This is a genomic window from Xanthobacter sp. NM-59 (assembly GCF_021401125.1).
Taxonomy (GTDB): domain Bacteria; phylum Pseudomonadota; class Alphaproteobacteria; order Rhizobiales; family Xanthobacteraceae; genus Xanthobacter.
In genome coordinates this window covers 297,005-323,944 of the sequence record NZ_JACBFQ010000003.1, presented here as the reverse complement: position 1 = coordinate 323,944, position 26,940 = coordinate 297,005, and the positions used below count along the sequence as shown (strand labels likewise).

Annotated in this window: 24 protein-coding genes; 12 read left to right on the top strand and 12 right to left on the bottom strand. The window is 67.5% G+C overall.

From position 1 onward, the window contains the following. Positions 1–157: 157 nt before the first annotated feature. The 5 genes from L0966_RS09190 to uvrC form a co-directional block, all read right to left on the bottom strand. Positions 158–706, bottom strand: a complete 549-nt coding sequence (locus tag L0966_RS09190; protein ID WP_234051589.1) for a hypothetical protein — start codon at positions 704–706, stop codon at positions 158–160. Between the two features lie 335 nt (positions 707–1,041). Next, positions 1,042–1,536, bottom strand: a complete 495-nt coding sequence (locus L0966_RS09185; protein ID WP_234051588.1) for a molybdenum cofactor biosynthesis protein MoaE — start codon at positions 1,534–1,536, stop codon at positions 1,042–1,044. A 3-nt stretch (positions 1,537–1,539) separates the two neighbouring features. After that, positions 1,540–1,791 carry a molybdopterin converting factor subunit 1 gene (moaD, locus tag L0966_RS09180; RefSeq protein WP_234051587.1) on the bottom strand — a complete coding sequence of 84 codons (252 nt, stop codon included), beginning with the start codon at positions 1,789–1,791 and terminating at the stop codon, positions 1,540–1,542. After that, positions 1,788–2,414, bottom strand: coding sequence for a CDP-diacylglycerol--glycerol-3-phosphate 3-phosphatidyltransferase (gene pgsA, locus L0966_RS09175; protein ID WP_234051586.1), 627 nt, complete (start codon positions 2,412–2,414; stop codon positions 1,788–1,790). Before pgsA ends, moaD begins: the two co-directional genes overlap by 4 nt. A 93-nt stretch (positions 2,415–2,507) precedes the next feature. Continuing rightward, positions 2,508–4,751 carry an excinuclease ABC subunit UvrC gene (gene uvrC, locus L0966_RS09170; RefSeq protein WP_234051585.1) on the bottom strand — a complete coding sequence of 748 codons (2,244 nt, stop codon included), beginning with the start codon at positions 4,749–4,751 and terminating at the stop codon, positions 2,508–2,510. Between the two features lie 763 nt (positions 4,752–5,514). Between uvrC and L0966_RS09165 the strand changes: the two genes are divergently transcribed. After that, on the top strand, positions 5,515–6,213 hold the full coding sequence (locus tag L0966_RS09165; RefSeq protein WP_234051584.1) for an outer membrane protein: 699 nt from the start codon (positions 5,515–5,517) through the stop codon (positions 6,211–6,213). Positions 6,214–6,466: 253 nt separating this feature from the next. Here the strand turns inward: L0966_RS09165 and panD are convergent, their stop codons facing one another. Next, complete coding sequence (panD, locus tag L0966_RS09160) at positions 6,467–6,922, bottom strand: aspartate 1-decarboxylase (RefSeq protein WP_234051583.1); 456 nt, start codon at positions 6,920–6,922, stop codon at positions 6,467–6,469. A gap of 300 nt (positions 6,923–7,222) precedes the next feature. Between panD and L0966_RS09155 the strand changes: the two genes are divergently transcribed. The 9 genes from L0966_RS09155 (at position 7,223) to L0966_RS09115 (ending at position 20,917) form a co-directional block, all read left to right on the top strand. Then, on the top strand, positions 7,223–8,203 hold the full coding sequence (locus L0966_RS09155) for a Gfo/Idh/MocA family protein (protein WP_234051582.1): 981 nt from the start codon (positions 7,223–7,225) through the stop codon (positions 8,201–8,203). Between the two features lie 50 nt (positions 8,204–8,253). After that, positions 8,254–9,402: a DegT/DnrJ/EryC1/StrS aminotransferase family protein gene (locus L0966_RS09150; RefSeq protein ID WP_234051581.1), complete on the top strand. Its 1,149-nt coding sequence runs from the start codon at positions 8,254–8,256 to the stop codon at positions 9,400–9,402. Positions 9,403–9,589: 187 nt separating this feature from the next. Beyond that, positions 9,590–11,140, top strand: coding sequence for a murein biosynthesis integral membrane protein MurJ (gene murJ, locus L0966_RS09145; protein WP_234051580.1), 1,551 nt, complete (start codon positions 9,590–9,592; stop codon positions 11,138–11,140). A gap of 265 nt (positions 11,141–11,405) precedes the next feature. Then, on the top strand, positions 11,406–12,680 hold the full coding sequence (locus tag L0966_RS09140; protein WP_234051579.1) for an efflux RND transporter periplasmic adaptor subunit: 1,275 nt from the start codon (positions 11,406–11,408) through the stop codon (positions 12,678–12,680). A gap of 13 nt (positions 12,681–12,693) precedes the next feature. Next, positions 12,694–15,873: an efflux RND transporter permease subunit gene (locus L0966_RS09135; protein ID WP_234051578.1), complete on the top strand. Its 3,180-nt coding sequence runs from the start codon at positions 12,694–12,696 to the stop codon at positions 15,871–15,873. A gap of 1,321 nt (positions 15,874–17,194) precedes the next feature. Then, on the top strand, positions 17,195–17,794 hold the full coding sequence (locus L0966_RS09130; RefSeq protein WP_234051577.1) for a TetR/AcrR family transcriptional regulator: 600 nt from the start codon (positions 17,195–17,197) through the stop codon (positions 17,792–17,794). Next, entirely contained in the window at positions 17,794–18,774 is a 981-nt protein-coding gene (locus L0966_RS09125; RefSeq protein WP_234051576.1) for an HlyD family secretion protein, read from the top strand. Before L0966_RS09130 ends, L0966_RS09125 begins: the two co-directional genes overlap by 1 nt. Next, on the top strand, positions 18,774–19,757 hold the full coding sequence (locus L0966_RS09120) for an ABC transporter ATP-binding protein (protein WP_234051688.1): 984 nt from the start codon (positions 18,774–18,776) through the stop codon (positions 19,755–19,757). Before L0966_RS09125 ends, L0966_RS09120 begins: the two co-directional genes overlap by 1 nt. Next, positions 19,754–20,917 (top strand): ABC transporter permease, encoded by a 1,164-nt coding sequence (locus tag L0966_RS09115; protein WP_234051575.1) that lies wholly within the window; start codon positions 19,754–19,756, stop codon positions 20,915–20,917. Before L0966_RS09120 ends, L0966_RS09115 begins: the two co-directional genes overlap by 4 nt. 96 nt (positions 20,918–21,013) lie before the next feature. Here L0966_RS09115 and L0966_RS09110 read toward each other — a convergent pair whose 3' ends face one another. Next, complete coding sequence (locus tag L0966_RS09110; protein WP_234051574.1) at positions 21,014–21,550, bottom strand: L,D-transpeptidase; 537 nt, start codon at positions 21,548–21,550, stop codon at positions 21,014–21,016. 117 nt (positions 21,551–21,667) lie between these two features. Between L0966_RS09110 and L0966_RS09105 the strand changes: the two genes are divergently transcribed. Together L0966_RS09105 and L0966_RS09100 are read left to right on the top strand one after the other, a co-directional pair. Further along, a complete protein-coding gene (locus L0966_RS09105; RefSeq protein WP_234051573.1) occupies positions 21,668–22,354 on the top strand; it encodes a response regulator transcription factor in 687 nt (228 codons plus the stop codon). Between the two features lie 231 nt (positions 22,355–22,585). Further along, positions 22,586–23,092 carry a cyclic nucleotide-binding domain-containing protein gene (locus tag L0966_RS09100; RefSeq protein ID WP_234051572.1) on the top strand — a complete coding sequence of 169 codons (507 nt, stop codon included), beginning with the start codon at positions 22,586–22,588 and terminating at the stop codon, positions 23,090–23,092. Between the two features lie 129 nt (positions 23,093–23,221). Here L0966_RS09100 and L0966_RS09095 read toward each other — a convergent pair whose 3' ends face one another. The 5 genes from L0966_RS09095 to L0966_RS09075 form a co-directional block, all read right to left on the bottom strand. Beyond that, entirely contained in the window at positions 23,222–24,043 is an 822-nt protein-coding gene (locus L0966_RS09095) for an exodeoxyribonuclease III (protein ID WP_234051571.1), read from the bottom strand. A gap of 140 nt (positions 24,044–24,183) precedes the next feature. After that, on the bottom strand, positions 24,184–24,684 hold the full coding sequence (locus tag L0966_RS09090) for a GNAT family N-acetyltransferase (RefSeq protein ID WP_234051570.1): 501 nt from the start codon (positions 24,682–24,684) through the stop codon (positions 24,184–24,186). A 1-nt stretch (position 24,685) separates the two neighbouring features. After that, positions 24,686–24,949, bottom strand: coding sequence for a YjhX family toxin (locus tag L0966_RS09085; RefSeq protein ID WP_234051569.1), 264 nt, complete (start codon positions 24,947–24,949; stop codon positions 24,686–24,688). 221 nt (positions 24,950–25,170) lie between these two features. Next, a complete protein-coding gene (locus L0966_RS09080; protein ID WP_234051568.1) occupies positions 25,171–25,881 on the bottom strand; it encodes a L,D-transpeptidase in 711 nt (236 codons plus the stop codon). A gap of 194 nt (positions 25,882–26,075) precedes the next feature. Further along, positions 26,076–26,909, bottom strand: a complete 834-nt coding sequence (locus tag L0966_RS09075; RefSeq protein WP_234051567.1) for an outer-membrane lipoprotein carrier protein LolA — start codon at positions 26,907–26,909, stop codon at positions 26,076–26,078. Positions 26,910–26,940: the final 31 nt, after the last annotated feature.

The window sequence follows — 26,940 nt, the reverse complement described above, 5'->3', positions numbered from 1 at the left end:
GTTTCCACTTCGCTCGGAAACGCTTAGAGGCCAAAGGGCCAAGTGCCGTGAGGGCGGCCCTGTCGCGTCCGGCGCGGAAGGGCGGGCCTGAGCCCTACACACTCCCAAAAGGCAACGCCACGCGCCCGAGGGCGCATGGCGCAAAGGTTTTACGGACTCAGAAGAAGCGGCGGCCGCCTTCTTCGTCCTGACCGGGCTCGCGGGTTAGACGCGGCGCCTCATCGCGCCGGATGAAATCCGAAAAAGGGTCGCGAGCGTCCTCCCGGGCGCTGGCAGGGGCAACTTCGAGGGTCTGGGGACGGGCGACGGGAGCGGCGGCCGGGCGGGCATTGGTGACCGGAACCGCGCGGCTCGAATCGGTGGTGCGCGAGGCCTTCGCGTCCAGCCACGGCAGCGGGAACGGGGAGGCGATGAAGGCCACGCCGTCTTCCTGCTCCCAGGCGATCATGTAGACTTCCTCGTCCACGGGCATGCCGGGCAGCGAGAACATCTGCGGCGCCTCACGGGCCGATCCGGTCCAGCCCAGGGAATGGGCGAGCTGGAAAGCCTCGTCCAGGAAGCTGCTCAGGGCCGCTAGGCGGTCGGCGCGCAGGTTCTGGATGAAATCCACGTCCAGCAGGCGGCGGAGATAGGTCTCCACGCTGTCCCCCGCGGCCCATTGGGCACCGGTGGCGAACTGGTACACATATACGCGCGGGTTTTCCATCACTCAGCTCCACCCCACAAGGACATCGTCGACCCCAGCGTGCCCACTTCTCCTTCGGATGCGGATGACGATTGGGTCTGGCCGAGTTTCTTGTACCGTCTTGTCGAGCGTTTTCAAAGAGACAGCCGGTGGATCGCCCGTTCGGAGGGGGCCCGGGCGGCTTTGGCGGTAGGTTTCAGCCGTTCGCGCAAATGATTGAGATCAAACTGTTTTTATGGAGATGGTAGGTATCGGGGCAGGTCGTTAACCACTTGTTTACGAAACCGCCCGGGCCGGTGGAGAACACCCCTGAGGGCCCGTTCACCGCGTTCTCGGAGGTGGCATGGGACGCCTGGTCAGCGCTCGCCGGCCTTGGCGGGGTCGTTCCAGCGCGCGGCCGCGTCGTCGTCGGAGCTCTTCGCCGCCACCCACCCGCCGGTCGCGGCCGCGCCGCGCTCCTCCTTCTTCCAGAAGGGCGCGCCGGTCTTCAGCCAGTCCATCAGGAACTCGGCGGCGGCGAAGGCGGCGGCGCGGTGGGCGGAAGCGGTGGCCACCATCACGATGGGCGCGCCGGGCACGATGCGGCCGAAGCGGTGGATGATGACCGCGCCCTGGAGAGGCCAGCGCCGGCGGGCTTCCTCCAGGTGGCGGGTGATTTCCTCCTCCGCCATGCCGGGATAGTGCTCCAGCACCAAGGCGGTCAGCGGCGCCTCGCCGGCATCAGCCCGGCACAGGCCGGTGAAGGTCACCAGCGCGCCCACATCCGTGCGGCCGCTGCTGAGCCGGGCGGCTTCGGCGGGGGCATCGAAGGGCTCGGCCTGTACCCGCACCTCGAAGATGTCGCCGGCCATGGCTCAGCCTCCGGTCATGGGCGGGAAGAAGGCCACCTCGCGCGCGCCGGCAATGGGCGCGTCGGGCTTTACATGGCGCCGGTCGAGGGCGGCGCGGACCACTTTGGGGTCGGTGAAGGCGGCGGCGTGGGCCTCGTCGCGCGCCGCCAGCCAGCGGGCGAGATCGGCCACGCTCACCACCGCGGCCGGCGGATCGAGCTCTTCCTCGGCAACGCCCACCCGCTCGCGCAGCCAGGCGAAATAGAGGATCCTCACCGCTCGTCCTCCACCAGATGGCGCGCGCCGGCGCGGAAATAATCATAGCCCGTGTAGAGGGTGAGCACGGCCGAGATCCACAGCAGCGTCAGCCCCGCCAGATTGATGCCGGGCAGCAGCCGCTCGCCGGCCTGGCCGGTGATGAGCACGCCCACGGCCACCAGCTGCACCGTGGTCTTCCACTTGGCGAGCCGCGACACGGGTACCGACACGCGCAGCTCCGCCAGGAACTCGCGCAGGCCGGAAACCAGGATCTCCCGGCACAAGATCACGATGGCGGCCCACAGCGACCAGCCCCGGATGGTGCCGTCTGAGGCCAGCATCAGCAGGCAGGTGGAGACCAGAAGCTTGTCGGCGATGGGATCGAGCATGCGGCCGATGGCCGATTGCTGCTGCCAGGCGCGGGCGAGGTAGCCGTCGAAGAAATCGGTGATGGCGGCGGCGATGTAGAGCGCCAGCGCCACCCAGCGCAGCCACAGGCCGCCATGCAGGATGTCCGACCAGAACAGGCAGGCGGCCACCAGCGGCACCGCCACGCAGCGCGAATAGGTGAGCAGGTTGGGCACGGAAAGGGCATGCCCCCGGCCGGGGGAGGGGGAAGGGCGCGTTGCGGCGTCGGCCATGCTTGTCACTTCGCAGAGGCGATAGGGGGTCGCGGACCCCCCTTCTTATTCCGCCGGGAGCGGAGGGGAAACCCGCTTGTGGCGGCCGGCGGCTCAGGCCGGCGGCTTCTCGTGGAAATAATCATAGACCGCCTTGGCGGTGGCGGCATTGATTCCGGCCACTTGTTCCAGGTCCGCGAGGGAGGCGCGCTCGATGGCCTTCAGGGTGCCAAAATGGCGCAGCAGCGCGCGTTTGCGGGTGGGGCCCACACCCGCAATGGCCTGCAGCCCGGCTTCCGTGATGTCCTTCTTGCGCCGCGCGCGATGGGAGCCGATGGCGAATCGGTGGGCCTCGTCCCGCAGGCGCTGGATGAAATAAAGTACCGGGTCGCGCGGCTCCATGCGGAACGGCGGATGGCCGGGAATGAAGAACTGCTCGCGCCCCGCCTCGCGGTCGAGCCCCTTGGCGATGCCCACCAGCGGCACCTCGGTGATGCCCAGTTCGTCCAGGACCTCGCGCGCCACATTGAGCTGGCCCAGGCCGCCGTCGATCAGCACCAGGTCCGGCCAGGGCGAAGCGCCCTCGGCATCGGGCAAGGGGCTGTCGGTGTCGGGGAGCTCGGCGTCCGGCAGCTCGGTGTCGGGCGGCTCGGTGTCGGGCAGCTCGGTATCGGGGGTGTCGACTTCCGGCAAATCGGGCTGGTCCGCCGATGGCTCCGGAGCGGTCGCCGCCGTCACCACGGCCGGCTCCTCCTCCTCGACGCCAGGGCGCGGGGCTTCCTTCAGCAGGCGGGAAAAGCGCCGGCGCAGCACCTCGCGCATCATGCCGAAATCGTCGCCGGGGACGATGTCCGTCGATTTGATGTTGAACTTGCGGTACTGCGATTTGCGGAAGCCTTCCGGCCCCGCCACGATCATGCCGCCCACCGCATTGGTGCCCATGATGTGGGAGTTGTCGTAGACCTCGATGCGCTGGGGCGTGCGGGGCAGGTGGAAGGCCTTGGCCACCCCCTCCAGCAGCCGGGCCTGGGTGGCGGTTTCGGCCAAAGTGCGGCCCAGCGCCTCGCGCGCGTTCTGAAGGGCGTGGTCCACAAGATCGCGCTTCTCGCCCCGCTGGGGCACGGCGATTTCCACCTTGAACCCGGCCTTTTCGGACAGCGCCTCGGCGATCAGCGCCTGTTCCTCTACCTTGTGGGACAGAAGGATGAGGCGCGGGGCCGGCTTGTCCTCATAGAATTGCGAGAGGAAGGCGCCCAGCACCTCCGATTCGTCCAGGGAGCGGTCGGCGCGGGGATAATAGGCGCGGTTACCCCAGTTCTGCCCGGTGCGGAAGAAGAACACCTCGATGCAGGTGGCCCCGCCCTCCTGGTGGCAGGCGAACACGTCGGCTTCCTCCACCGAGCGGGGATTGATGCCCTGGCTGCCCTGCACGGCCGAGAGGGCGGCGAGACGGTCACGCAGGCGCGCGGCGCGCTCGAACTCCAGCACCTCGGCCGCCTGCTCCATCTCCTTGGCCAGCTCTTCCTTGATGGCGCGGGAGCGGCCGGAGAGGAAGGCCTTCGCCTCGCGCACCAATTGGGCGTAATCGGCGGGCGTGATCTCGCCGGTGCAGGGGCCGGCGCACCGCTTGATCTGGTGCAGCAGGCAGGGGCGCGAGCGGTTTTCGAAATAGCTGTCGGAGCACGAGCGCAGCAGGAAGGCGCGCTCCAGTGCATTGATGGTGCGATCCACTGCCCACACGCTGGCGAAGGGGCCGTAATAGTCTCCCGGCCGGTTGCGCGCGCCACGATGCTTGGTGATCTGCGGGGCATCATGGTCGGCGGTGATGAGAATATAGGGAAATGACTTGTCGTCGCGCAGCAGAACATTGAAGCGCGGCTTCAATTGCTTGATGAGGTTCGCTTCCAGCAGCAGCGCTTCCGGCTCGGTGCGGGTGGATACGAACTCCATGGAATGGGTGGCCGCGATCATCCGCGCGATGCGGTTGGTGTGGCCCACGGGGCGGGTATAGCTGAGCACCCGTTTCTTGATGCTCTTGGCCTTGCCCACATAGAGCACCGTGCCGTCCGCCCCCAGCATGCGGTAGACGCCGGGCCCCGCGGGCGCGAGCTTCACCGCCCGCACGATGGCGGCGCGGCCAAACGCAAGCGTCGCCTCGGCCGGGGCTTCCGCTTCATCCGTCAGCTCGATGAGCGGGATCTCAGCCGGCTCCGCCTCCGGACCCGCCGGCGGCTGCTCGCCTTGCGCCGCCTCGTCGCGGGGCGCGGCTGTCACGCTTCTGTTCGGCCCGCCGGGGATGGCGGGTGCGGCGTCAGAAAGCTGGAGTTCGGGTGGGTCCTTGGGGCGTCTGCCGGTCATGGGCGCAACTTAGATCATTTCCTCATTCCGCGGAAACGGGGAAATGATCTAATTTGTTGACTTAACGCGCTTTCTCCACGCGCACCGGGAACCCTTCCGCCCGAATGCGCTTGCGCCAATCGCAGGTCGCAGGGGCCTTGCGGCATCCACCGCACTCTTAAGCAGCGGTCAACCATTCGAGCGCAAAAGCGACGCCCGAATGCGGCCTGGCGTTCGCGGGATGTAAAAATATACATATAAATCAATGGAATATGGGATTTACCCCGCGTTCAGCATAGGTGGTGGGAGTTGGGGGCTTGCCCAATTTGGTCAGCTTTCGGCGCTCAGATTGAGGGCGAAACCAGCAGTCCGCTGTCGTCTTGCACTCGGGTGGGCGCGACAGGTTGCAGGGGTAGGGTGTGGGTTGAGTATCCGGAGGTAATTACCCTTCGGAATATCGCATTCACGCCTTTTGTCTCTGGCTGTGCAGCCTGTGGACAGAATATTACCTTCCAAAGTTTCAACTATCTGTTCAGTTTTCGGGTGCATTGGAAGGTATCGCAAATAAGGCGCAACTGTGGTCATGCCCATGTTGGGCCTTGTTTGACAGAGCGGCTGCTGAGTGTTGTAAGGAACGGGAAACGTTTTGCCACATCTCAGCCGTTTTTGATTTATCCGGTGTGGCGCAATCGCTACAGACGTGCGCGGCTCCGGTCTGTATGAAGTCTCCCATGGTCGGCCGTCGCTTTCGGGCGAGCCGAAATGAAGCAAGAAGGTATTCGTCATGTTGAAGCGTGCCCTCCTCGGCGTGTCCGCCCTGGCTCTCCTGGCTGGCTCCGCCTCTGCCGCTGATCTCTCCGGCCGCTATGCTTATCCCGTGAAGGCCGCCGTGGTCCCCGTGCCGATGTTCTCCTGGACGGGCTTCTATATCGGCGGCAACGTGGGCTGGGGCTGGGCCGACAACGCCTTCGACTACACCACCGGCGGCTTCTCCTACGGCTATGACGTGGGCAATTCCAACGGTGTGTTTGGTGGTCTGCAGGCCGGTTACAACTTCCAGTTCGCCAACAATGTGGTGCTCGGCGCCGAGGCGGATCTGGAATTCTCCAGCATCAGCAACAGTAACCTGCTGCTGGGCGGCCCGGTGGGCGGCAATGTGGTGTCCAGCAACGTGGACAATTTCGGCACCATCCGCGGCCGCGTGGGCTATGCCTTCGACCGGTTCCTGCCCTACTTCACGGGCGGCGCGGCCTGGGCCAACACCTCTCTCGATGCCCCGTGGGGCCTCAGCCAGAACAGCACCCGCTGGGGCTGGACCATCGGCGGCGGCGCGGAATACGCGATCACCAACAACTGGACCGTCAAGGCCGAGTATCTCTATCTCGACTACGGCAACAAGAACGTCACCTACATCAACGGCGACACCGCCACGAGCGGCCTGAACATGAACACTGTGAAGGCCGGCGTGAACTACAAGTTCTGATCGCCGCGCATCTGAAAAAAAAGGGGGCTCTCCGGCCAGTGCCGGGGAGCCCCTTTGCTTTGGGCGTCGCTGCCGTTTTGATGGGTCGCGGCACGCACCGCGATGCCGCTGCCGGCGTCGTCCTTGGTGAGCACCCCCCAAAGTGAGCCCCCAAGTGGGTGCTCAGGTGGGTGCTCAGGTGGGGGCTTCAGGGCCGCGCTCTGGCGCCGCGCGAGCCTGGGCTCGTGGCATGCGCGGCCCACGCGCCCTAGCGTCAGCCGCGCGGGGCGCTGCGCAGGGGAATGGGCTGGGCGGTGCCGCTCTCGTCACGGATGGAGAAGCGGTAGCGGCCGTCCGCCTCGCGCTCAACCTCGTAGACGAGCCGGCCGGTAACGCGGTTTTCCCGGTCGAAGGTGAGCACGCGCGGCTTCAGGGCCGGGATCTCCTCCTCGCTCACATAGACCGAGTTGCAGATGATGACCTCGTCGCCGGGCTGGCAGGTGCGGGCGGCGGCGCCATTGAGAACGCAGCAGCGCGAGCCGCGCTCGCCCAGGATGACATAGGTGGAGATGCGCGCGCCGGAGTTGCGGTTCCAGATCTCCACGAATTCCATCGGCAGAATGCCGGCTTCCTCGCAATGGTCAGGGTCGAGGGTGATGGAGCCGTGATAGTTGAGGTCGGCTCCGGTGACGGTGATGCCGTGAAGCTTACCGGCGACAATCTTGCGCATGGGGGATCCTGCCCGTTTTTCGCGATGCTGCATCGCGCGTGGCGCGTCCCTTAATCTCATGGCGGCCGGGAGGGAAGTGTTCGCCCCGCCGGCGCACGTTGAAGCGGGCGGCCGTGCGCGGGATTTCAAGCCTTGCCAGCCTCTTGCCGGCCTTTGCCCGCCGCAACGTCAGGAGGGGCGCCGGTAACACGGGGACGCAATTGTTGAACGCGGTGGGCGGGACACTTTCGCCGCTTGCCTCGCTTCTTCCTCGATTGTCGTGCTAGGAGCCGGCACCGTGAACAAGAAATGAGGGCTGTCATGGCTCATCCGGCTGCGCCCGAGCGCGCCCTTCGCGTCGGTGTCACGGGCATCGGCATTATGGGTTCCAACCACGCACGCGTGCTCTCCGAGCTGCCGGGCGCTGAACTGGTGGCGGTGGCCGATCCAGATCAGGCCCAGGCCGAGCGCGTCGCCAGCTTCCTCGGCTGCAAGGCGGTCGACAGCCATAAGGCGCTGCTCGATCTCGGCCTCGACGCGGTGATCGTGGCCGCCCCCACCCACCTGCACCATCCGGTGGCCCTGGACGTCATCGGCGCCGGCTGCGCGGTGCTGGTGGAAAAGCCCATCGCCTCCACGGCGGAGGAGGGGCGCGAGATCGTCGAGGCGGCGCGCGAGAAGGGCGTCACCCTCATGGTCGGCCATGTGGAGCGCTTCAATCCGGCCGTGCGCGCGGTGAAGGAGGCCATTCGCGGTGAGGACATCCTCTCGGTGGCCTTCACGCGCGTCGGTCCGTTCCCGCCGCGCATGTCCAATGTGGGCGTGGTGATCGACCTTGCCGTGCACGACATCGACCTCATCCGCTGGCTGACCGATTCGGAAATCATCGAGGTGCAGCCGCAGACCTCGGCGGCGCTGGCGGCGCGGGAGGATATCGCGCTCCTGCAGTTCCGCACCGCCTCCGGCGTGCTGGCGCACATCAACACCAACTGGCTCACCCCCTTCAAGGCGCGCACGGTGCATGTGGCGACCGCCAAGAAGTATGTGATCGGCGATCTGCTCACCCGTCAGGTGACCGAGCATTTCGACTACCGGCCGGACGGTTCCTATTCCACCCGCCACCTGCCGGTGGCTTATGCGGAGCCCCTGCGCGCGGAGCTGGAGAACTTCCTGGCCGCCGTGCGCACCGGCCGCACGCCGGAAGTGACCGGCGAGCAGGGCGTGGCGAGCCTCGACATTGCCATTTCCTGCCTCGCCGAGCACGGACCGGCCCAGCCGGCCCAGCGCCGCGCCATCGGCTGATTCGCTTTCCTCCCGGGTTTCCCGCCCGGCTTCATTCCAGGACTTGGCTCATGACGTCTCCCGCGACCGCCGCGCCCATCGCCTTCATCGACCTTGCAGCGCAGCGCGCCCGCATCGGCCGGACGATCGATGACGCGGTTCAGGCGGTGCTTTCCTCCTGCCGCTTCATCAATGGGCCGCAGGTGGGTGAGCTCGAACAGAAGCTGGCGGCGTTCGCCGGCTCGAAATATGCGGTCAGCTGCTCCTCGGGCACCGACGCGCTGGCGCTCATCCTCATGGCCTGGGGCGTGAAGGCGGGCGACGCGGTGTTCTGCCCGGCCTTCACCTTCTGCGCCACCGCCGAGGTGGTGCCGTGGGTGGGCGCCACCCCGGTGTTCGTCGATGTGAAGGAAGACACCTTCAACATGGACCCGGAGAGCCTGGAAGCCGCCATCGCCGTGGCGGTGGAGCAGGGGCTCACCCCCAAGGCGGTGATCCCGGTGGACCTGTTCGGCCAGCCGGCGGACTATGATGCCATCCTGCCCATCGCGGAAAAGCACGGCCTGAAGGTGCTGTGCGACACTGCCCAGGGCTTCGGTGGCACCTGGAACAACAGGCGCACCGGCTCCATCGGCGATGCCACCGCCACCTCCTTTTTCCCCGCCAAGCCGCTGGGCTGCTACGGCGACGGTGGTGCCATCTTCACCGATAGCGAGGAGCTGGTGACCATCCTCAAGAGCCTGCGCGAGCATGGCCAGGGGGTGGACAAGTACCAGAACGTGCGCATCGGCATGACGGCGCGCCTCGACACCATCCAGGCGGCGGTGCTGCTGGAGAAGCTGGCCATCTTCGAGGAAGAGATTGCCGCGCGCGACAAGGTGGCCCGCCGCTACAACGCGCTTTTGAAGGATGTGGCCACGGTGCCGGCGGTGGACCCGCGCGCCACCTCCGTTTGGGCGCAATACACCCTGCGGCTTCAGCCCGGCGTGCGTGACGGCCTGGCTGAGAAGCTGAAGGCGGACGGCGTGCCGACGGCGGTCTATTATCGCCTGCCCATGCACCTGCAGCCGGCCTATCGCCACTATCCGGCGGTGGGCGCCATCCTGCCCGTGTGCGAGGCGCTGGCGGAGGAAGTCATCTCCCTGCCCATGCACGCTTATCTCGACGAGGCGACGCAGGATCGCATCATCGCCGCCGTGCGCCGGGGCCTCGGCGCCTGAGGGCTTTCGCGGGTTTTGACCCGGATGTGATAGCGGTGATGGCGCCCTCAGGGGCGCCATTGTCATTGAGGGGCAGGGTTTTTGACGAGCGCCCGCAGGTGCGCGCGCCGGGCGCGGCGCGACGCTGGCGCCGGGGCCCGTGACCGGCTAGCTTCCGCTCCGCATTTCTCACGGCGCGCCGGGCCCCATGTTTCGCTCCATTCTCTCTGTCGGCGGCTTCACGCTGCTCTCGCGCCTTGCCGGCTTCATCCGCGATGTGGTCATGGCCGCGGTGCTGGGCGCGGGGCCGGTGGCGGACGCCTTCCTGGTGGCGTTCCGCCTGCCGAATCATTTTCGCGCCATCTTCGCGGAAGGGGCCTTCAACGCCGCCTTCGTGCCCACTTACGCCCGGCTGAGGGAGCAGAGCGGGGTGCCGGCGGCGCGGCAGTTCGCGGACGAGATCCTCACCGCCATGATGCTGGTGCATGGCGTGCTGCTGGCGCTGGCCCTGGGCTTCACCCCACAATTCGTGAGCCTGCTGGCGCCGGGCCTCGCGCTCGATGGCGAGCGTTTCGACCTGGCGGTGACGCTTACGCGCATCACCTTTCCCTATCTGGCGCTGATCTCAGTGGCGACGCTGGTTTCCGGCGCCCTCAACGCGTCCGAGCGGTTCGCGGTGGCGGCGGCGGCACCCATTCTGCTCAACATCTGCATGGTGAGCACGCTGCTGGCGGCGGCCCTGTTTCCCACCGCCGGCCATGCGGCGGCATGGGGCGTGCTCATTTCCGGCGTGGCGCAGCTGTTCGTGGTGGGGCTGGATGCCGAGCGCCACGGCATCGGCCTGCGATTCGGCCGGCCCAAGATGGATTCGGGCACGCGCCAGTTCCTGAAGGCCCTGGGGCCGGCCATCATCGGCTCGGCGGGGGTGCAGATCGCCCTGTTCGCGGACACCATCATCGCCACCTTCCTGCCCATCGGCGCGCTTTCGGCCCTGTATTACGCGGACCGCATCAACCAGCTTCCCATCGGCGTGGTGGGCATCGCGGTGGGCACGGTGCTGCTGCCGGAAATGGCGCGCCGACTTGCCGTGAAGGACGATGAGGGCGCGGCCCATGCCCAGGCGCGCTGCATCGAGCTGGCGACCCTGCTCGGCATTCCCTTCGTAGCGGCTGCGTTGGTGGTGCCGGACCTGACCATGCGCGCATTGTTCGCCCGCGGCGCCTTCACCGCGGCGGACGCGGCGGACGCGGCGGCGACCCTGCGCGCCTACGGCTTCGGCCTGTTGGCGTTCGTGGTGGTGCGGGCGTTCATCGCGCCCTTCCATGCACGCGGCGACACGCGCACCCCCATGATTGCCTCGCTGACGGCGGTGGCGCTCAATGTGGCGCTGAAATTTGCGCTGATGGGCACGCTGGCCCAGGTGGGCCTTGCCTTCGCCACGGCGGTGGGGGGCTGGATCAACGTGAGCCTTCTCATCGTATTCGCGCGGCGGCGGGGATTCCCGCTGGGGGATGAAGCGCTCGGCGGGCATCTGGCGCGGCTGGGCGCGGTGCTGGTGGTGGTGGCTGCGGCGCTGTGGGGCACACAGGCCTTGGCTGCCTGGCTGCTGCCGCCGAACCTTCCCGCTCGCGCAGAAGTGATGCTGGCCCTGGTCGTGCTCGGCGGAGGCGCCGTCTACGCCGCTGCTGTCGTGCTGCTGCTGGGCCGGCGCTTCCTGGCGGGGGTGATGGGCCGACGCCTGCCGGCGCTTCCGATCTGAGGCGGATTGGCCGGATTTCGGCGCGGACGGCGGCGCTGCGGCAGCGTTGCCAGAAAGTCACGGCTTACCGTTCGTCGTGTCCCAAGGTCGGGTGGAAAGGGGTTTTCGGCAAGTCAGCCGTTTTGCATCGCAGCGGCTTATGCTATCGGAACGCCTCTCATTCCGGTTTCGGCTCGTCGGTTGCGGGAAGTGCCGAACCCTTCGCCCCAAATCCCTTGACGGGAATTTTCGCGGATCACCAAGGATCCGCCAGGAGCCGGATTTGATGACGCATTCCATGCGCTCAAGCCTTTTCTATGCGCCCGCCGCTCTCGCCCTGCTGCTCGCGGGGTGCGGCGAGCAGGCCGCAGCGCCTTCTGGCCCGCCGCCGGCGCCGCCGGTGACGGTGGCTCATCCCACCACCCGCACCGTTACCGACCAGGACGAATATGTGGGCCGCTTCGTCGCCATCGACGAGGTGAACGTGCGCGCCCGCGTGTCCGGTTACCTGGATGCGATCCACTTCAAGGACGGCCAGGCGGTGAAGCAGGGCGACCTGCTGTTCACCATCGACCAGCGCCCGTTCAAGATCGCCCTGCAGCAGGCGCAGGCCAATCTGGCCCAGGCCCAGGCCAATCTGGACTTCACCAAGACTGATCTGGAGCGCGCCCGCACCCTGCTGGAGGACCGCAACTCCACGGCCATTTCCAAGCAGACCTTCGACCAGCGCACCCAGGCCGAGCGCACCGCCGCCGCCACCGTGCAGTCCCAGGAAGCGGCCGTGCGGTCCGCGCAGCTTGATCTCGACTTCACCGAGATCAAGGCGCCGGTTTCCGGCCAGATCGGCGATCGGCGGGTCTCGGTGGGCAACTATGTGACCGGCGGCACGGGCGGCACGCCCACCCTGCTCGCGGTCATCGTCTCCACCGATCCCATCCGCTTCGAGTTCACCATGGACGAGGCCGCTCTGCTGCGCATCCAGCGCCGCAAGGCCGACATCAAGGGTGAGCCGGTGGCGCTGAAGCTCATTGACGACAAGGGCTTCGTGCACCAGGGCAAGATGGACTTCATGAACAACGTGATCGACCGCGAGACGGGCACCATCCGTGGCCGTGCCGTGTTCGATAATCCCAACGGCCTGTTCCGCCCCGGTATGTTCGCGCGGCTGCGGCTCAACTCGTCCGACCCGCACGAGGTTGTCGTGGTGCCGGACATGGCGGTGGGCACCGAACAGGTGAAGAAGTTCGTTTATGTGGTGGGCCCCGACAACAAGGTGAGCCAGCGCTTCGTCACCCTCGGCTCGCTGTCTGGCGACCAGCGCGTGGTCCTGGAAGGGCTGACGCCGCAGGATACGGTGGTGGTGAACGGCCTGATGCGCGTGCGCCCGGGCGTGACCGTGACCCCGCAGATGGCCGAGGCGCCCAAGGCTGATGCGCCCAAGGCTGATGCGCCCAAGGCTGACGCTGCGAAGCCGGAGCCCGCGAAGACAGAACCGGCCAAGCCTGACGCTGCGAAGTCCGACGCTGCAAAGCCTGCCGCCGATTCCGCGACCTCGAAGTGAGGGGGACGCATCCATGCGCTTTTCCCACTTCTTCATTGATCGCCCGATCTTCGCGTCGGTGGTCTCCACCATCGTCATCATCCTGGGCGCGGTGTCCTATCTGCGCCTGCCGGTGGCGCAGTATCCAGAGATCGCCCCGCCGGTGATCACGGTCACGGGCCAGTATCCCGGCGCCTCCGCCGAGACGGTGGCCGACACCGTGGTCGCGCCCATCGAGCAGCAGATCAACGGTGTGGAGCACATGCTCTACATCTCGTCCAACTCAACGGCGGACGGCCGCTTCTCGATCCAGGTGACGTTCGACCTCGGCACCGATCTCGACACCGCTCAGGTGCAGGTCCAGAACCGCGTGGCCATTGCCGAGCCGCGGCTTCCCGCCGAGGTGCAGCAGGTGGGCGTGGTCACCGCCAAGTCATCGCCAGACATGCTGCTGGTGGTGAACCTGTATTCGCCCGACGGTTCGCGTGATCCGCTGTTCATGTCGAACTTCGCCAACATCCAGATCAAGGATGTTCTTTCGCGTATCGACGGTGTCGGCTCCATCACGGTGTTCGGCTCGCGCGAATACGCGATGCAGATCTGGATCGATCCGGACCGCCTGTCGCAGCTCAACATCACCTCCAACGACGTGGTGGCGGCGCTGAAGGCGCAGAACGTGCAGGTGGCCTCGGGCATTCTGAATTCGCCGCCGGTGCCGAAGCAGAACGCCTTCCAGATCGCCGTGCGCACGCTGGGGCGCCTGTCGACGCCGGAGGAATTCGGCCAGATCGTCATCAAGCAGACCGAGCAGGCCCTGGTGCGGCTGAAGGATGTGGGCCGGGTGGAGATCTCCGCCCAGGACTACGCCTCCACCTCGTTCCTGGACCGCTATCCCTCCATCGGTCTCGGCATTTTCCAGCGCCCGGGCTCCAACGCGCTCGCCACCGGCAACGCGCTGGTGGAGGAGATGAAGCGCATCCGCAAGACCTTCCCGGAAGGTCTTGAATACGGCATCTACTACAACCCCACCGAGTTTATTCAGCAGTCCGTGGACGCGGTGGTGCACACCATCGGCGAGGCCATCATCCTGGTGGTGGTGGTGGTGATCCTGTTCCTGCAGACCTGGCGGGCGGCGATCATCCCCATCCTGGCCATCCCGATCTCGCTGGTGGGCACATTCTTCGTCATGGCGCTGTTCGGCTTCTCGCTGAACAACCTTTCGCTGTTCGGCCTGGTGCTCGCCATCGGCATCGTGGTGGATGACGCGATCGTGGTGGTGGAGAATGTGGAGCGAAACATCGCGGCCGGGCTCTCCCCGCGCGATGCGGCCTACAAGACCATGGACGAGGTGGGCGGCGCGCTGGTCGCCATCTCGCTGGTTCTGTCCTCGGTGTTCGTGCCCACGGCCTTCATCACCGGCATTTCAGGCGCCTTCTACCAGCAGTTCGCGCTCACCATCGCGGGGTCCACGCTGATCTCGCTGTTGGTGTCGCTGACGCTCTCGCCCGCCATGTGCGCGCTGCTCCTGAAGCCGCACAGGGAGGGGCACGAGCATCACGCCTGGTATGCGTGGCCCGTGATCGGCTTCTTCCGCATCTTCAACCGCGGATTCGAGGGGCTGGGCAACGGCTATGCCTGGATGACCTCGCGCCTGGTGCGCGTGGTGGCCCTGGTGCTGATCGTTTATGCGGGCATCGTCGCCTTCGGCGGCTACCTGTTCACGACCACGCCGCAGGGCTTCATTCCCCAGCAGGACCGCAGCTACCTGATCGTCGTCGCGCAGTTGCCGCCGGGGGCCTCCATGGAGCGCACGGAAGCGGTGATGAAGCGTGCCGGTGACCTCGTGCTCGGCACGCCGGGCGTGGCGCGGATCGTGAACATCGTCGGCTTCTCGGGCGCCACTTTCACCAACGCCCCCAATGCCGGCGCCATGTTCGTGATCCTGGAGCCGTTCTCGGTGCGCGGGGGCGATCCCAGCCGCTCGGCCGGGGCGATCCAGAAGCAGCTGTTCGGTAAGATGGCTTCCATCCAGGAAGCGCAGATGATCGTGGTTGCGCCGCCGCCCGTGCAGGGCATCGGCAATGCCGGCGGCTTCCGTATGATGGTGGAGGATCGCGACGGCGCCGGGCTGCTGGCCCTACGCAACGCCACCTACGCCATGATGGGCGCGGCCGCCCAGACCCCGGGGCTGCAGCAGGTCTACACCCTGTTCGAAACCTCGACGCCGCAGCTCTATCTCGACATCGACCGCGAGAAGGCGCAGCTGTTGAAGGTCAATGTGAACGAGGTGTTCACCGCGCTCCAGACCTTCATCGGCTCCACTTATGTGAACGACTTCAACATGTTTGGCCGCACCTTCCGGGTGCAGGCGCAGGCTGACGCGCCGTTCCGCATGGAGCCGAAGGACGTGCTCGCCATCCGCGTGCGCACGGCCAATGGGGATACGGTGCCGCTCGGCTCGTTCACGACCGTGCGCGACATTTCCGGCCCCTATCGCGTGCCGCGCTACAACCTCTATCCGGCGGCGGAGCTCGACGGCTCGCCGGCGCCGGGCTACTCGCAGGGCCAGGCCATGAAGATCATGGAAGGCCTCGCCCAGAAGATCCTGCCCCAGGGCTTTGCCTATGAGTGGACGGGCATCGCCTTCCAGCAGGAGCGGGCGGGCAACACCGCCATCTTCGCCTTCGCGCTGGGTGTGGTGTTCGTGTTCCTGGTGCTGGCGGCGCAGTATGAGAGCCTGACCCTGCCGCTGGCGGTCATTCTCATCGTGCCCATGTGCCTGGTGGCGGCGCTTATCGGCGTCATCATGCGGGGCATGGACAACAACATCCTCACCCAGGTGGGCTTCATCGTGCTCATCGGCCTCGCGGCCAAGAACGCCATCCTCATCGTCGAGTTCGCCAAGCAGCTCGAGGACGATGGCCATGGCCGGCGCGAGGCGGCGGTGGAGGCGGCGCGGCTGCGTTTGCGGCCCATCATCATGACCTCGCTCGCCTTCATCCTGGGCGTGGTGCCGCTGGTGTGGGCCGTGGGCGCCGGCGCCGAGCTGCGCCAGGCCCTGGGCACGGCGGTGTTCTCGGGCATGATCGGCGTGACGCTGTTCGGCCTCGTGTTCACGCCGGTGTTCTACGTGTTCGCACGCTGGCTCGCGAGCTTCCGAGGGCACGGCGCCAAGGGCGCGCCACCGCCGCAGCACCCCGCCGCGGCGGAGTGAGGGCCACCAAGCCAAGATCTTCTGGGGCCGGATGCGTGAGGCGCGTCCGGCCCCAGTTGCATTTGGGGGGCCACGCGATGCCGCTGCCCCGGCCCTCACCCTGGAACACGCCCGGCGACGCGAAGGCACCGGCATCTTGAGCTGAAGCCTCCGCATGGCGCGCGGCGGCTGCGCCCGAATGCTTCGGGGCCGTCGGCTGCCAGGGGGAGGGCGGTGCCGTTTCAGCGCGGGGCCGTGGCAGAGGCATGAAGCTGTTCCGGGCTCACCGCGCGCCGTCTCCCGCACCGGGCCTTTCGCTACAGGGGCAGGTAGTGGCGGGATGGCTGTGACTGCCGTCTGTTGTCGAAACGGCGCGGCTGGCGATGCTGCCGCCGAGTTCCGCAGCGGGCGTCGCGGCGCGGGGATTGGCGGCCGGCGTTGAGCGGGTCGGCCGTCGGCACAATGGGAGCATGTCGCGGCTCAGGTGGGTCGAACCCCGTGCGGCAAGGGGCCAGCCCAATCGTCCCTCGGCCCGCTTCAGCCGTTGCTGCTCTAACGATGGCCGGGGTTCTCGGACCTGCGGCCGGAAGCGCTCGCGCTGGATCGGGGCGGGAGAGGGGCGGGGGCAAATGCTGCGAAGCGCACGATGCGGCGACAAGCAGGCCATTGGAATGCCGCGAAGCACCGGCGCCCGGAGTGACGGCCCGGCGCGCCTTTGCTCCTCCGTAGTTGGGGATGTCGGAGCGCTCTGCCACCGCGTTATGGCGGAACGCTTTTGATCCCGGACGGATGCCGGCACAGCGGCCGTCGCTCACACCACAGCCTCCTCTCCCATTTGCGGCGGAAGCGCGGCGGCGGGACGAATACGGGATGAGCCGGCCGCTCCCGAAGGCGATTGCACCTTCAAGCTTTCCCGCTGAATGGCGGCTGCTGCCCCGCCTCTGGCTCGCGATGGGAGAGGCCAGGAGCAGGGAGAAGACTGAACGCGGCTTGCCACTGCGAGTGTCTTGAGCCGCCATTGCATATGGGGCCTGCACGGCGGCGCGAACCAATCGAAGAGGGGCCTTTCCTGCCCGGGGCGGGTGCTGCGGCCCCACCGGTGTTTGGATCCGGCCAGATTTCGACGGGTTCCACAGCGCGAAGCTGTGTCACGCTCCCTCTGTCTGGTATATGACTGACGGGTCAGTCATGGTGCGGGATCGGCAGGGTCATGGCCAGGAACGAGACATCGTCCGAGGAGAAGAGACCGGCGGGACGCCAAGCTGGGCTGGAGGGGCCGCGCCTGCCGGTGGCCGGTGCGCGAGAAAGCGCTACGCTCTCACCGCGGCGCCGTGCGGCCCCTATGGCCCGCGAGGCGCGCCGCCGGGCCATTCTTGATGCGGCCCTGGTGGAGTTCACGACCCATGGCTTCGCCCACACCAAGCTCGATCAGGTGGCGCGCCGGGCGGGCGTCGCCAAGGGCACCCTTTATCTCTACTTCACCGACAAGGACGCGCTGTTCCGGGCCCTGGTGGAGGCGAATATCACGTCCGTTCTCTCCGATGCCGGCAGCCTCGTCGCCCATTTCCCCGGAACCACGGCCGAGCTGCTTGAAGGTTTGTTGGGCCTGATGGCGGATCGCGTGCTGGAAGGGCCGGCGGCTCCCCTGGTGCGCCTGATGCTTGCGGAAGGCGCGCGCTTTCCCGAGCTTGCCGCGTTCTATCACCGCGAGGTCGTCTCACGCGGCCTCGCGCTCATCCGCCAGGTGGCGCAGCGCGGCCTCGATCGGGGCGAGCTGAAGAGCGACCTGGCCATTCGTTTTCCGCAGCTTGTGGTGGCGCCGGCCATCCTGGCGGTGGTGTGGAACGGGCTGTTCGCGACGCTCGATCCGCTCGACACGCGGGCGTTGCTGGCGGCCCATCGAGATCTTCTACTGGCGGGCCTGGGAGGGGGATGCAGCTGATGCGCCAATGGCTTCATTCGGTGTCCCGGCGCGCGCGCCTCGCTCCGCTCGCATTCGCTGCGCTTCTCATCGCCGGCTGCGATGGCGGCGCACAGCGCAGCTTCTCCGGCTATATCGAGGGCGATCTCATCTTCATCGGGCCGAACGAGCCGGGCCGCGTCCGCGCCCTTGCGGTCAAGGAGGGCGATGCCGTCTCGAAGGGCGAGGTGCTGGCCACGGTGGAGGATGACCTTCAGGTGGCGGACCTCGACAGCGCCAAGGCCCAGTTGCGCGAGGCGGAAGCGCGCCTGGCCAATGCCCAGGCGCCACTGCAGCGGCCCGAGGAGATCGCGGTGCTGGAGGCGGCGGAGCGGCGCGCCTCGGCGGCGCTCGACCTCTCGCGCATCGAGCTTTCCCGCCAGAAGGACCTGGTGCCCAAGGGCGCGTCCTCGCAGGCCAATCTCGACAACGCCCAGCATGCGTTCGAGCAGAACCAGGCCGCCTTTGATGAGGCGCGCCGGCGCATCGCGGCCGCCCGCATCGCCTCGCGCACCCAGGAGATCGAGGCGGCGGAGGGCACCGCGCGCGCGGCCCGGGCGGCGGTGGCCGCCGCCGAGGTGCGCCTTGAGCGGCGCACCCTGAAGGCCCCCGCGGCGGGCGCGATCCAGACCGTCTATTATCGCGTGGGCGAACTGGTGCCCGAGGGGCGCCCGGTGGTTTCGCTGCTGCCGCCGGGCCTCGTGAAGATCCGCTTCTTCGTGCCGGAGGAGGTGCTGCCGAAGGTGTCGGCGGGCCAGAGCGTTACCGTCTCCTGCGATGGCTGCCCGCCCATCACCGGCAAGGTGAGCTTCATTTCCGCGTCGGCGGAATATACCCCGCCGGTGATCTACAGCCGGGAGGAGCGGGCCAAGCTCGTCTATCTCATCGAGGCGCGGCCGGATGAACCGGCCCGCGCCCGGCCGGGCCAGCCGGTCACCGTCAGCCTTGGCGGCGCGCCATGATGGAGGCCGCCGCCAGCGCGCGGATGGAGCCGCCGCCCGATGTCGCCATCTCGGTGGAGGGGCTCTCCAAGAGTTTCAGCGGCCACATGGTGGTGGACCACCTCACCATGCGTGTGATGCGCGGCCAGATCTACGGCTTCCTTGGCCCCAACGGCTCGGGCAAGACCACCACCATCCGCATGCTGTGCGGCCTGCTCACCCCCGATTCCGGGGAGGGCACCTGCCTTGGCATGAACATCCGCACCGAGGCGCGGAAGATCCGCGAGCGGGTGGGCTACATGACGCAGCGCTTCTCCCTCTATCAGGACCTCTCGGTGCGGGAGAATCTGGAGTTCGTCGCCCGCGTCTATGGCGTGCCGCAGCCGGAGAAGGCGGCCACCGCCGCACTGGAGCGGCTGGGCCTTGCCGGGCGCGGCAAGCAGCTTGCGGGCTCGCTCTCGGGCGGGTGGAAGCAGCGCCTCGCGCTGGGCGCCTGCATCCTGCCCAGCCCCGATCTGCTGTTGCTGGATGAGCCCACGGCCGGCGTCGACCCGAAGGCGCGGCGCGAATTCTGGGCGCAGATCCACGATCTGGCGGCCGATGGGCTCACTGTTCTGGTCTCCACCCATTACATGGACGAAGCCGAGCGCTGCCACGAGATCGCGTACATCGCCTATGGCAAGCTGCTGGCGCAGGGCACGGTGGCCAACGTCATCGCGGCCTCGGGCCTCAGCACCTGGACCGTGGAGGTGACAGGGGTGGAGGGGCATGCGGCCGGCCAGCTCGTCTCGTCCCTCTCGCGCAGCCTGAGCGCGCGGCCGGGAGTGGACATGGTGGCGCCCTTCGGCACCCAGCTTCACATTTCCGGCCGCGACGCGGTGGCGCTGGAGGCGGCCATCGCGTCCTTCCGGGGCGACCCCAGGCTCGTCTTCCGCAAGGATGCGCCGACGCTGGAGGATGTGTTCATCGACCTCATGGGCCGGTCCAAGGACGATCTGCGATGAGCGCCCCCGACCACGCCCACCCCCACGGGCCCGTGGCGCACGCTTTGGGCGTGGTGCGGCGCATCTCGGCGATGATCGTGAAGGAGTTCATCCAGCTGCGGCGCGACCGGGTGACCTTCGCCACCATGATTATGATCCCGCTGCTGCAGCTCATTTTATTCGGCTATGCCATCAACACCACGCCGCGCCATCTGCCCACGGCGGTGTTCGCCCATGAAAACAATGAGATCAGCCGCGCCATCCTCGCCGCCTTGCGCAACACCGCCTTCTTCGCCTTCGTGCGCGAGGTGCAGAGCGCGGATGAGGCCGAGCACCTGATCCGAGCAGGCGACGTGCTGTTCTTCGTGGAGATCCCCGCCGGCTTCGAGCGCAGCCTCAGGCGGGGGGAGAAACCCCAGCTGCTGGTGGCGGCCGATGCCACCGATCCGGTGGGCTCGGCCAATGCACTGGCGGCGCTCTCCGGCGTGGTGGGCACGGCCCTTGCCCGTGAGCGGTTCGTGGACGCGGCGGGCGCGGCGGCGTTCGAGATTGTGCAGCACCGGCGCTACAATCCGGCCGGCACCAGCCAGCTGAACATCGTGCCCGGCCTGCTCGGCACCATCCTCACCATGACCATGCTCATCTTCACCGCCCTCTCGGTGACGCGGGAGATCGAGCGCGGCACCATGGAAAGCCTGCTGTCCATGCCCATCCACCCGGTGGAGATCATGCTGGGCAAGATCGTGCCCTATGTGGCGGTGGGCATCCTGCAGGCGGTGCTTATCCTGTCGGCGGGCATGATTTTGTTCGGCGTGCCGGTGGAGGGCTCGCCCTGGATGCTGGCGGCGGCGACCCTGCTCTTCATCACAACCAACCTCTCCATCGGCTACACCTTCTCCACCCTGGCGCAGAACCAGCTCCAGGCGGTGCAGATGTCCTTCATGTTCTTCTTGCCGAGCATCCTATTGTCCGGCTTCATGTTTCCGTTTTCGGGCATGCCCCTGTGGGCGCAATGGGTGGGGGAGGTGCTGCCCCTCACCCATTTCCTGCGCATGGTTCGCGGCATCCTCCTGAAGGGCTCGGATTTCGCCGATCTCAGGGGGGACGCGGCGGCGCTGTTTGCCCTGATGCTGGTGGCCATGGGCATCGCCGTCGCCCGCTTCCGCCAGACCCTGGATTGAGCGGCTCCGCCAATGGCCCGTGAGCCGCCCTCATGGGTTTTCGCTCAAGCCCGCGCGGAGACCCTCGGCGCCGGTCCGGCACCGGGGCCAAGGGTTTCAGGCGTGAATGAGGATCTCGGCGCCGGGCGTCAGGCGGGCCAGCAGCCGGCGCATGTCCGACCGCCGCAGCGCCACGCAGCCCTCGGTGGCCGCAAATCCCGGCCGGGCGAGATGGATGAACACCGCCGAGCCCCGGCCCATGATGCGCGGGCGCGTGTTGTGGTTCAGCACCAGGACCAGGTCATAGACGGCATCGTCCCGCCACAGCCGCTCGTGGGAGGCGGAAAAGGGCAGCCGTACCGGGTGGTTATAGAGCCGGTGGCCGCTCGCGTCGCACCAGCCATCGCGGCGGCCGATGGGCCGGCAGGGCAAAGCGGTGCGCGGGTGCGGGCCGGCATCGGGGCGATAGAGCAAACCGAGGACGCGCCAGCGCCCGGCCGGCGTGCGGCCGTCGCCCTCGCGCTTGTCGGGGCTGATTCCCGAGCGGCCGATGGCCACGCGCATGGCGCGCTCGCCGGCCTTCAGCACCCCCTCATGGCGGTGCCCGGGGCGGCGGTGGACGTGCAAGAGGGAGATGCCCACAGGATGTTCCATGCGACGACCCAGCCTGTTACCGCTCGCTGTTGATTCTGTTATGGGAAAATTTGCACCGCGCCTGAGCCGTGCTGTACTTGCACCATGAGCGTGTCCGCAAGGGCACAGGAGGATTCGATGGCGAATGCGTGGAAGATCCTGGTGGTGGAGGACGACCCGGAGCTGCGCGATGCCCTGATCGAGCAGCTTGCCCTCCAGGAAGAGTTCGAACCCGTTCCGGCCGACTCGGCCGCCGCCGCCATCGAGGCGGCAAAGAACGGTGCGGTGGACCTCGTCATCATGGATGTGGGCCTGCCGGACATGGACGGCCGCGACGCGGTGCGGCAGATCCGCCGCAATGGCTTCAAGGCGCCCATCATCATGCTCACCGGGCATGACAGCGACAGCGACACCATCATGGGGCTGGACGCCGGCGCCAATGATTACGTCACCAAGCCCTTCCGCTTCTCGGTGCTGCTGGCGCGGCTGCGCGCGCAGATGCGCTCCCACGAGGCCAGCGAGGACGCGGTGTTCGCCATCGGGCCATATTCCTTCCGGCCGGGGGCCAAGCTGCTGCTCACCGAGCGCGGCTCGAAGATCCGCCTGACCGAGAAGGAAACCGCCATCCTGCGCTATCTCTACCGGGCCGGAAAGACGCCGGTGCCGCGCGAGACGCTGCTGCAGGAAGTGTGGGGCTACAATTCCGGCGTCACCACCCACACGCTGGAAACGCACATCTACCGCCTCAGGCAGAAGATCGAGCCTGATCCGGCCAATCCGACCCTGCTCGCCACCCAGGCGGGCGGCTACAAGCTGGTGCCCTGAGGCGGCGGGCGCATTTTCGAGGGAGGCGGCTGGCGCCTCGCGTCCGGAAAATGCGCCGTCGCACGGACCTGGAGCGTGGTTCGCGCGCGAAGGCGGGCGGAGCGCGCGAGGGTGACCCCATGGGCATGGGTTCGCGCGAAGAGAGTGCGTCGACGCGGAAGCCCGGGGCGTGCCCCGATGCGCGCGGAACGTGCTCCAGGGCCGCCGCGCCGGCCGCGAGGAGGACCGCCCGTGGACCGGGAAGACGAGCTGGATAACGTGCCGGAAGAGGATGTCGCGCTGCTGCGCGCCATCTCCACTTTCTCAGCGCTGGACGACACCGTTTTGGCCCATCTGGTGGCGGCGGGCCAGCGGGTGGCGCTGGCGGAAGGCGCAACCCTGTTCCATGCCGGGGAGACCGCCGATTGCGGCTATGTGCTGCTGAGCGGGCGCATGGAGCTGTCCGACATCCGCCGCGACGGCGTGCGCCGGGCGGTGATGGCGGTGGAGCCGGGCGCCCTCATCGGCGAGATTGCCCTTGTGGCGCCCACCCCGCGCCCCGCGACCGCGGTGGCGGTGGAGCCATGCGAGCTCCTGCGCATCGCCCGGGCGGATTTCATTTTGGTGCTGGAGCGCCATCCCCGGGCCGCGGCGAAGCTGCGCCGCGCCATTGCCAAGCGCCTGGAGCAGACCATGCGGGCGCTCGACGGCGTGCGTGCCGAGTTGGAGCGGTCCCGCCCGGCTCCCCGCCGCCGCTGAGGCAACCCGCCGCCGCGTGACGCGCGGGGCCTTCCCCGTTTCACGGAATTTGCCGAACAGCCAGCCGGTTGGGCCCGCATGGTTGCGTCACGCGCGCCGCGGCTCGCGCCGCTCGAACACCCTGTGACCTCAGGCGAAGGTGAGGGCGACGGGCACGTGGTCGGAGGGCTTTTCCCAGCCGCGCGCATCCTTCAGCACGGTCATGGCGGTGGCGTGGGGCGCCAGAGTGGGGCTGGACCAGACATGGTCGAGCCGGCGGCCGCGATCATTCACCGTGTAGTTGGGCGAACGATAGCTCCACCAGGTGAACAGCTTGTCTTCCGGCGGCACGAAGCGGCGCATGGTGTCCACCCAGCGGCCGGCGGCCTGCCAGCGGGCCATGCGCTCCACCTCGACGGGCGTGTGGCTGACCACGCTGAGCAACTGCTTGTGGCTCCACACATCACTTTCCAGGGGCGCGATGTTGAGGTCGCCGACGAGCACCGCGTGGCGGTCCTCGGCGGTCGCGTCGGACAGAAGCTGCGGCCAGGCGGTGACCTCGTCCAGGAAGGCGAGTTTGTGGGCGAACTTGGGGTTCAGCTCCGGGTCCGGCACGTCGCCACCGGCGGGCACGTAGAAGTTGTGAATGGTGATAGGCTTGCCGAGCCCATGCTCGGGCGCCAGCGTCACCGCCACGTGGCGGGCATCCCCCTTGCCGCAGAATTCCTGGCGCGTGACCTCAGCGAACGGCCGGCGCGAGAAGGTGGCCACCCCGTGCCAGCCCTTCTGCCCGTGCAGGGCGATATGCTCGAACCCCAGGTCGCGGATGGCGGCGAGGGGAAACTTGTCGTCCTGGCACTTGGTTTCCTGCAGGCACAGGACATCCGGCTTCAGCGCGGCGACGGCCTCGCGCAGAATATCGAGCCGGATACGAACGGAATTGATGTTCCAGGTGGCGATGGTGAGGGACAAGGCAGCAACGGCTTGAAAAATGGCAGGGAAGCTTAGGGGTAGAGCAGGCGAGGCGAGGGCGCAAGGGTGGAGCCCGAGCCTGATGCGGGGCGGCGATGAATGGCCGGGCGACATCCCTTGAGTTGCCGCCCGGCTTGGCGTCACTCCTGCTGGTGCAGGCCGAATGCGGGATGATGAAAGAGTTCCCCGCGCGGCTCAGCGCCGTCGAAGGGCTGCGCCTGGACCACCTCGGGCGGGCAGCCTGCTACGCCCAGGCCGGGAAAGGCGCGGAAGCCGAAGCGGCCGTAATAAGCGGGATCGCCCACCAGCGCCGCGCCCCGGCAGGTCTGGCGCAAGCGGCGGAGGGCCTCCGCCATCAGGGCCGAACCGATCCCCTGGCGGTGTCGGGACGGCAGGACGACCAGCGGGCCGATCAGCCCCCAGCCGTCCTGCGCGCCGATCCGTGCCGCCGAGGCGGCCAGATAGCCGATGACGGCTCCCTGGTCCTCGGCCACCAACGAGAGGGTGAGCGCGCCCTCCGCGCGGAGCCTCTCGACGATGCCGGCCTCAGTCCCAGTGGCCTGTGGAAGCAGCCGGAGGGCTTCGGTGACAAGCTGGCTGATGGCCGGGATATCTGCGGCCGCTTCGTTGCGGATCAGCATGTCATGCCCCCTGATTGTCCAGTTGGGCGCGAACAAAGGTGCGGCCGCGTTTCGAGATGCGATACGGGCGGCCTGATCGCGACTCGATCAGCCGCTTCCGGCGCAGCCGCTTGAAGATCTCAAGGTCGAAGTCAGCCAGCACCATTCCCTCGCGCGTGACACAGGTCACGGACGTGATCTTGGGGCCGTCGTCGCGCGCGTGCAGAATGCCGCCGCCAAGCGCCAGCACGTGCAGCGCACGTTGTTCATGTCGTGAAATATTCATGGATGTCTCGTGTGACAGACGTGAAAAAACACCCCGGTGCGCGTGCACCCGGCGGTTTCCAGTTCACGCGGCTCTCTGAGATTCAGAGAGCCTCTTCACACAAGCTCTGACATCCACTCTCCATCGAACGGGCCGCACCCGTGGGCGCCACCCGTGTCGGTAATATAGGAAACACACGTGTTCGGAACAAGCCCGTCCGTGACGGGCGCTCCCACCCGCTACTATGCCGGCAGCACGACCACCTTGGTCTTCACCGGGGTGCGGGAATACAGGTCAATCATGTCCTGACTCAGGAGGCCCACGCAGCCGCTGGTGACGCCGGTGCCGATCGATTCCGGGTCGCTCGTGGCGTAGATGGTGTAGAGCGTGTAATTGCCGTTCTGGTACAGGTAAAGCGTGCGCGCGCCCAATGGGTTATCGAGGCCGCCGGGCATGCCGCCGGCATATTTGGCGGCTTCCGGCTGGCGCTTGATCATTTCCTTGGGCGGGGTCCAGGTCGCCCATTCGCCCTTGCGGCCCACATAGGCGTCGCCGCTCCACAGGAAGCCGGAACGGCCCACATTGGCGCCGTAGCGCGTGGCGTATCCGTCTTCCTCGATGCGGTAGACGTAGTAATTGCCGGGATCCACGATGATCGTGCCGGGCGCTTCCTTGCTTTCATAGCGCACGGTGCGGCGGTAATACTTGGGGTTGACCTTGCTGACATCCACCCCGGGAATGGGGAACTTCTCGGTGGGGACAGGCCCGTAAAGCTTCTCCGCCTCGGCGACGCTCATGCCGTCCAGGCCCGCGCAGCCGGAGAGCCCGAGCGCGCCGAGGCCGATGGCGGAGCCGAACAGAAACGACCGGCGGCTCAGAGCCCCCGAGCGGAGCCCGTGCTCAGCAGCCGCGTGATCCTCGCCAGCCGCGGCATTCCCACGTTCCATGATCATGATCCGGCAGTTTCCCATGTCCAGTCGCCCGGTGAGACGATGCTCCGGCATACACCCGCCAAACGACTTGTCGAGCGGAGATTGCCGCCACATGGCGCCGCTGGCAAGCGCGGCCGGCGCGTCACACGCTGGATGTGGTATTTTAGTGCCGTTTGACCGCTGGGGAACTGGCGGGGCCGCCGCCAGCGCGCGCCTTACTGCAGCATCCGCTCGAAATTGATGACGAAGAGGCGCGGGTCGGGGCGCTTGTTCACGTCCGCCTTGTTCAGTGTCACCTGGGTGTCATAGCCCTGGGGGTCGGTGACCACCCACTGCTTCAGGGCCGAGGTCTTGGCGTCGAACAGGATCAGCAGGCGGTAGGTGCCCAGCATGGGCACCTGGTGCTGCATGGTGACCGTGATGAAGCGGTCGTCCTGGAAGATGCCGGTCACGTTGGGATCGTTGGCGAGGTCCACCCGCTCCGCCAGCAGAAAGCGCAGGGGCGTCTGGTCCAGGGGGGTCACGTCCTGGGTGTTCAGGCTGCGATCGCGCACCGCCACGGACTGGCCGTTGGCGATCAGTTCCACCGGGCTCGGCGGGTCATATTCAAAGCGCACGCGGCCGGGCTTCTGCATGTAGAAGTCGCCGGTGCGGCGCGTGCCGTCGGGATCCGTCTGGGTGAAGGTGCCCGTCATGGACTGCACGGAATTATAGTAATTGGTGATGCGCGCCACTGTGGCAGGGCTTGCCCGCCCATCGGGCAGCGCGGGCGTTGGCGCGGCGGCGGGTGCGGTCGGTCGCACCTCGGCTGTGGTGGTGTTATTGTAGGGCGCATTCGGGCGGCGCGGGGGCAGCGGGGCCGAGGGCTGGCCCGCCGCGGGGGCCGAAGCGCTGGAATTGCCGCCGCCATCCAGGGGCCCGCCCCACAGCGAGCCGGGCGGCAAGGTGCCTTGGGCGCAGCCGGCGGTGGGCGCCGCCAGCGCCAGGGACGCCGCCAGCCAGAGGCTTGCTGCCATCACACGCGGGACAAAGAAACGGCTCGGCATCATTCACGGTCTCTGAAAGAGGGCGGCACCTGGG

What these genes read in the sequence shown, in the direction of transcription:
- L0966_RS09190 (WP_234051589.1), bottom strand. Translation starts at nt 706, where the DNA reads ATGGAAAACCCGCGCGTATATGTGTACCAGTTCGCCACCGGTGCCCAA.
- L0966_RS09185 (WP_234051588.1), bottom strand. Translation starts at nt 1,536, where the DNA reads ATGGCCGGCGACATCTTCGAGGTGCGGGTACAGGCCGAGCCCTTCGAT.
- pgsA (WP_234051586.1), bottom strand. Translation starts at nt 2,414, where the DNA reads ATGGCCGACGCCGCAACGCGCCCTTCCCCCTCCCCCGGCCGGGGGCAT.
- uvrC (WP_234051585.1), bottom strand. Translation starts at nt 4,751, where the DNA reads ATGACCGGCAGACGCCCCAAGGACCCACCCGAACTCCAGCTTTCTGAC.
- L0966_RS09165 (WP_234051584.1), top strand. Translation starts at nt 5,515, where the DNA reads ATGTTGAAGCGTGCCCTCCTCGGCGTGTCCGCCCTGGCTCTCCTGGCT.
- panD (WP_234051583.1), bottom strand. Translation starts at nt 6,922, where the DNA reads ATGCGCAAGATTGTCGCCGGTAAGCTTCACGGCATCACCGTCACCGGA.
- L0966_RS09155 (WP_234051582.1), top strand. Translation starts at nt 7,223, where the DNA reads ATGGCTCATCCGGCTGCGCCCGAGCGCGCCCTTCGCGTCGGTGTCACG.
- L0966_RS09150 (WP_234051581.1), top strand. Translation starts at nt 8,254, where the DNA reads ATGACGTCTCCCGCGACCGCCGCGCCCATCGCCTTCATCGACCTTGCA.
- murJ (WP_234051580.1), top strand. Translation starts at nt 9,590, where the DNA reads ATGTTTCGCTCCATTCTCTCTGTCGGCGGCTTCACGCTGCTCTCGCGC.
- L0966_RS09140 (WP_234051579.1), top strand. Translation starts at nt 11,406, where the DNA reads ATGACGCATTCCATGCGCTCAAGCCTTTTCTATGCGCCCGCCGCTCTC.
- L0966_RS09135 (WP_234051578.1), top strand. Translation starts at nt 12,694, where the DNA reads ATGCGCTTTTCCCACTTCTTCATTGATCGCCCGATCTTCGCGTCGGTG.
- L0966_RS09130 (WP_234051577.1), top strand. Translation starts at nt 17,195, where the DNA reads ATGGCCCGCGAGGCGCGCCGCCGGGCCATTCTTGATGCGGCCCTGGTG.
- L0966_RS09125 (WP_234051576.1), top strand. Translation starts at nt 17,794, where the DNA reads ATGCGCCAATGGCTTCATTCGGTGTCCCGGCGCGCGCGCCTCGCTCCG.
- L0966_RS09120 (WP_234051688.1), top strand. Translation starts at nt 18,774, where the DNA reads ATGGAGGCCGCCGCCAGCGCGCGGATGGAGCCGCCGCCCGATGTCGCC.
- L0966_RS09115 (WP_234051575.1), top strand. Translation starts at nt 19,754, where the DNA reads ATGAGCGCCCCCGACCACGCCCACCCCCACGGGCCCGTGGCGCACGCT.
- L0966_RS09110 (WP_234051574.1), bottom strand. Translation starts at nt 21,550, where the DNA reads ATGGAACATCCTGTGGGCATCTCCCTCTTGCACGTCCACCGCCGCCCC.
- L0966_RS09105 (WP_234051573.1), top strand. Translation starts at nt 21,668, where the DNA reads ATGGCGAATGCGTGGAAGATCCTGGTGGTGGAGGACGACCCGGAGCTG.
- L0966_RS09090 (WP_234051570.1), bottom strand. Translation starts at nt 24,684, where the DNA reads ATGCTGATCCGCAACGAAGCGGCCGCAGATATCCCGGCCATCAGCCAG.
- L0966_RS09085 (WP_234051569.1), bottom strand. Translation starts at nt 24,949, where the DNA reads ATGAATATTTCACGACATGAACAACGTGCGCTGCACGTGCTGGCGCTT.
- L0966_RS09080 (WP_234051568.1), bottom strand. Translation starts at nt 25,881, where the DNA reads ATGATCATGGAACGTGGGAATGCCGCGGCTGGCGAGGATCACGCGGCT.
- L0966_RS09075 (WP_234051567.1), bottom strand. Translation starts at nt 26,909, where the DNA reads ATGATGCCGAGCCGTTTCTTTGTCCCGCGTGTGATGGCAGCAAGCCTC.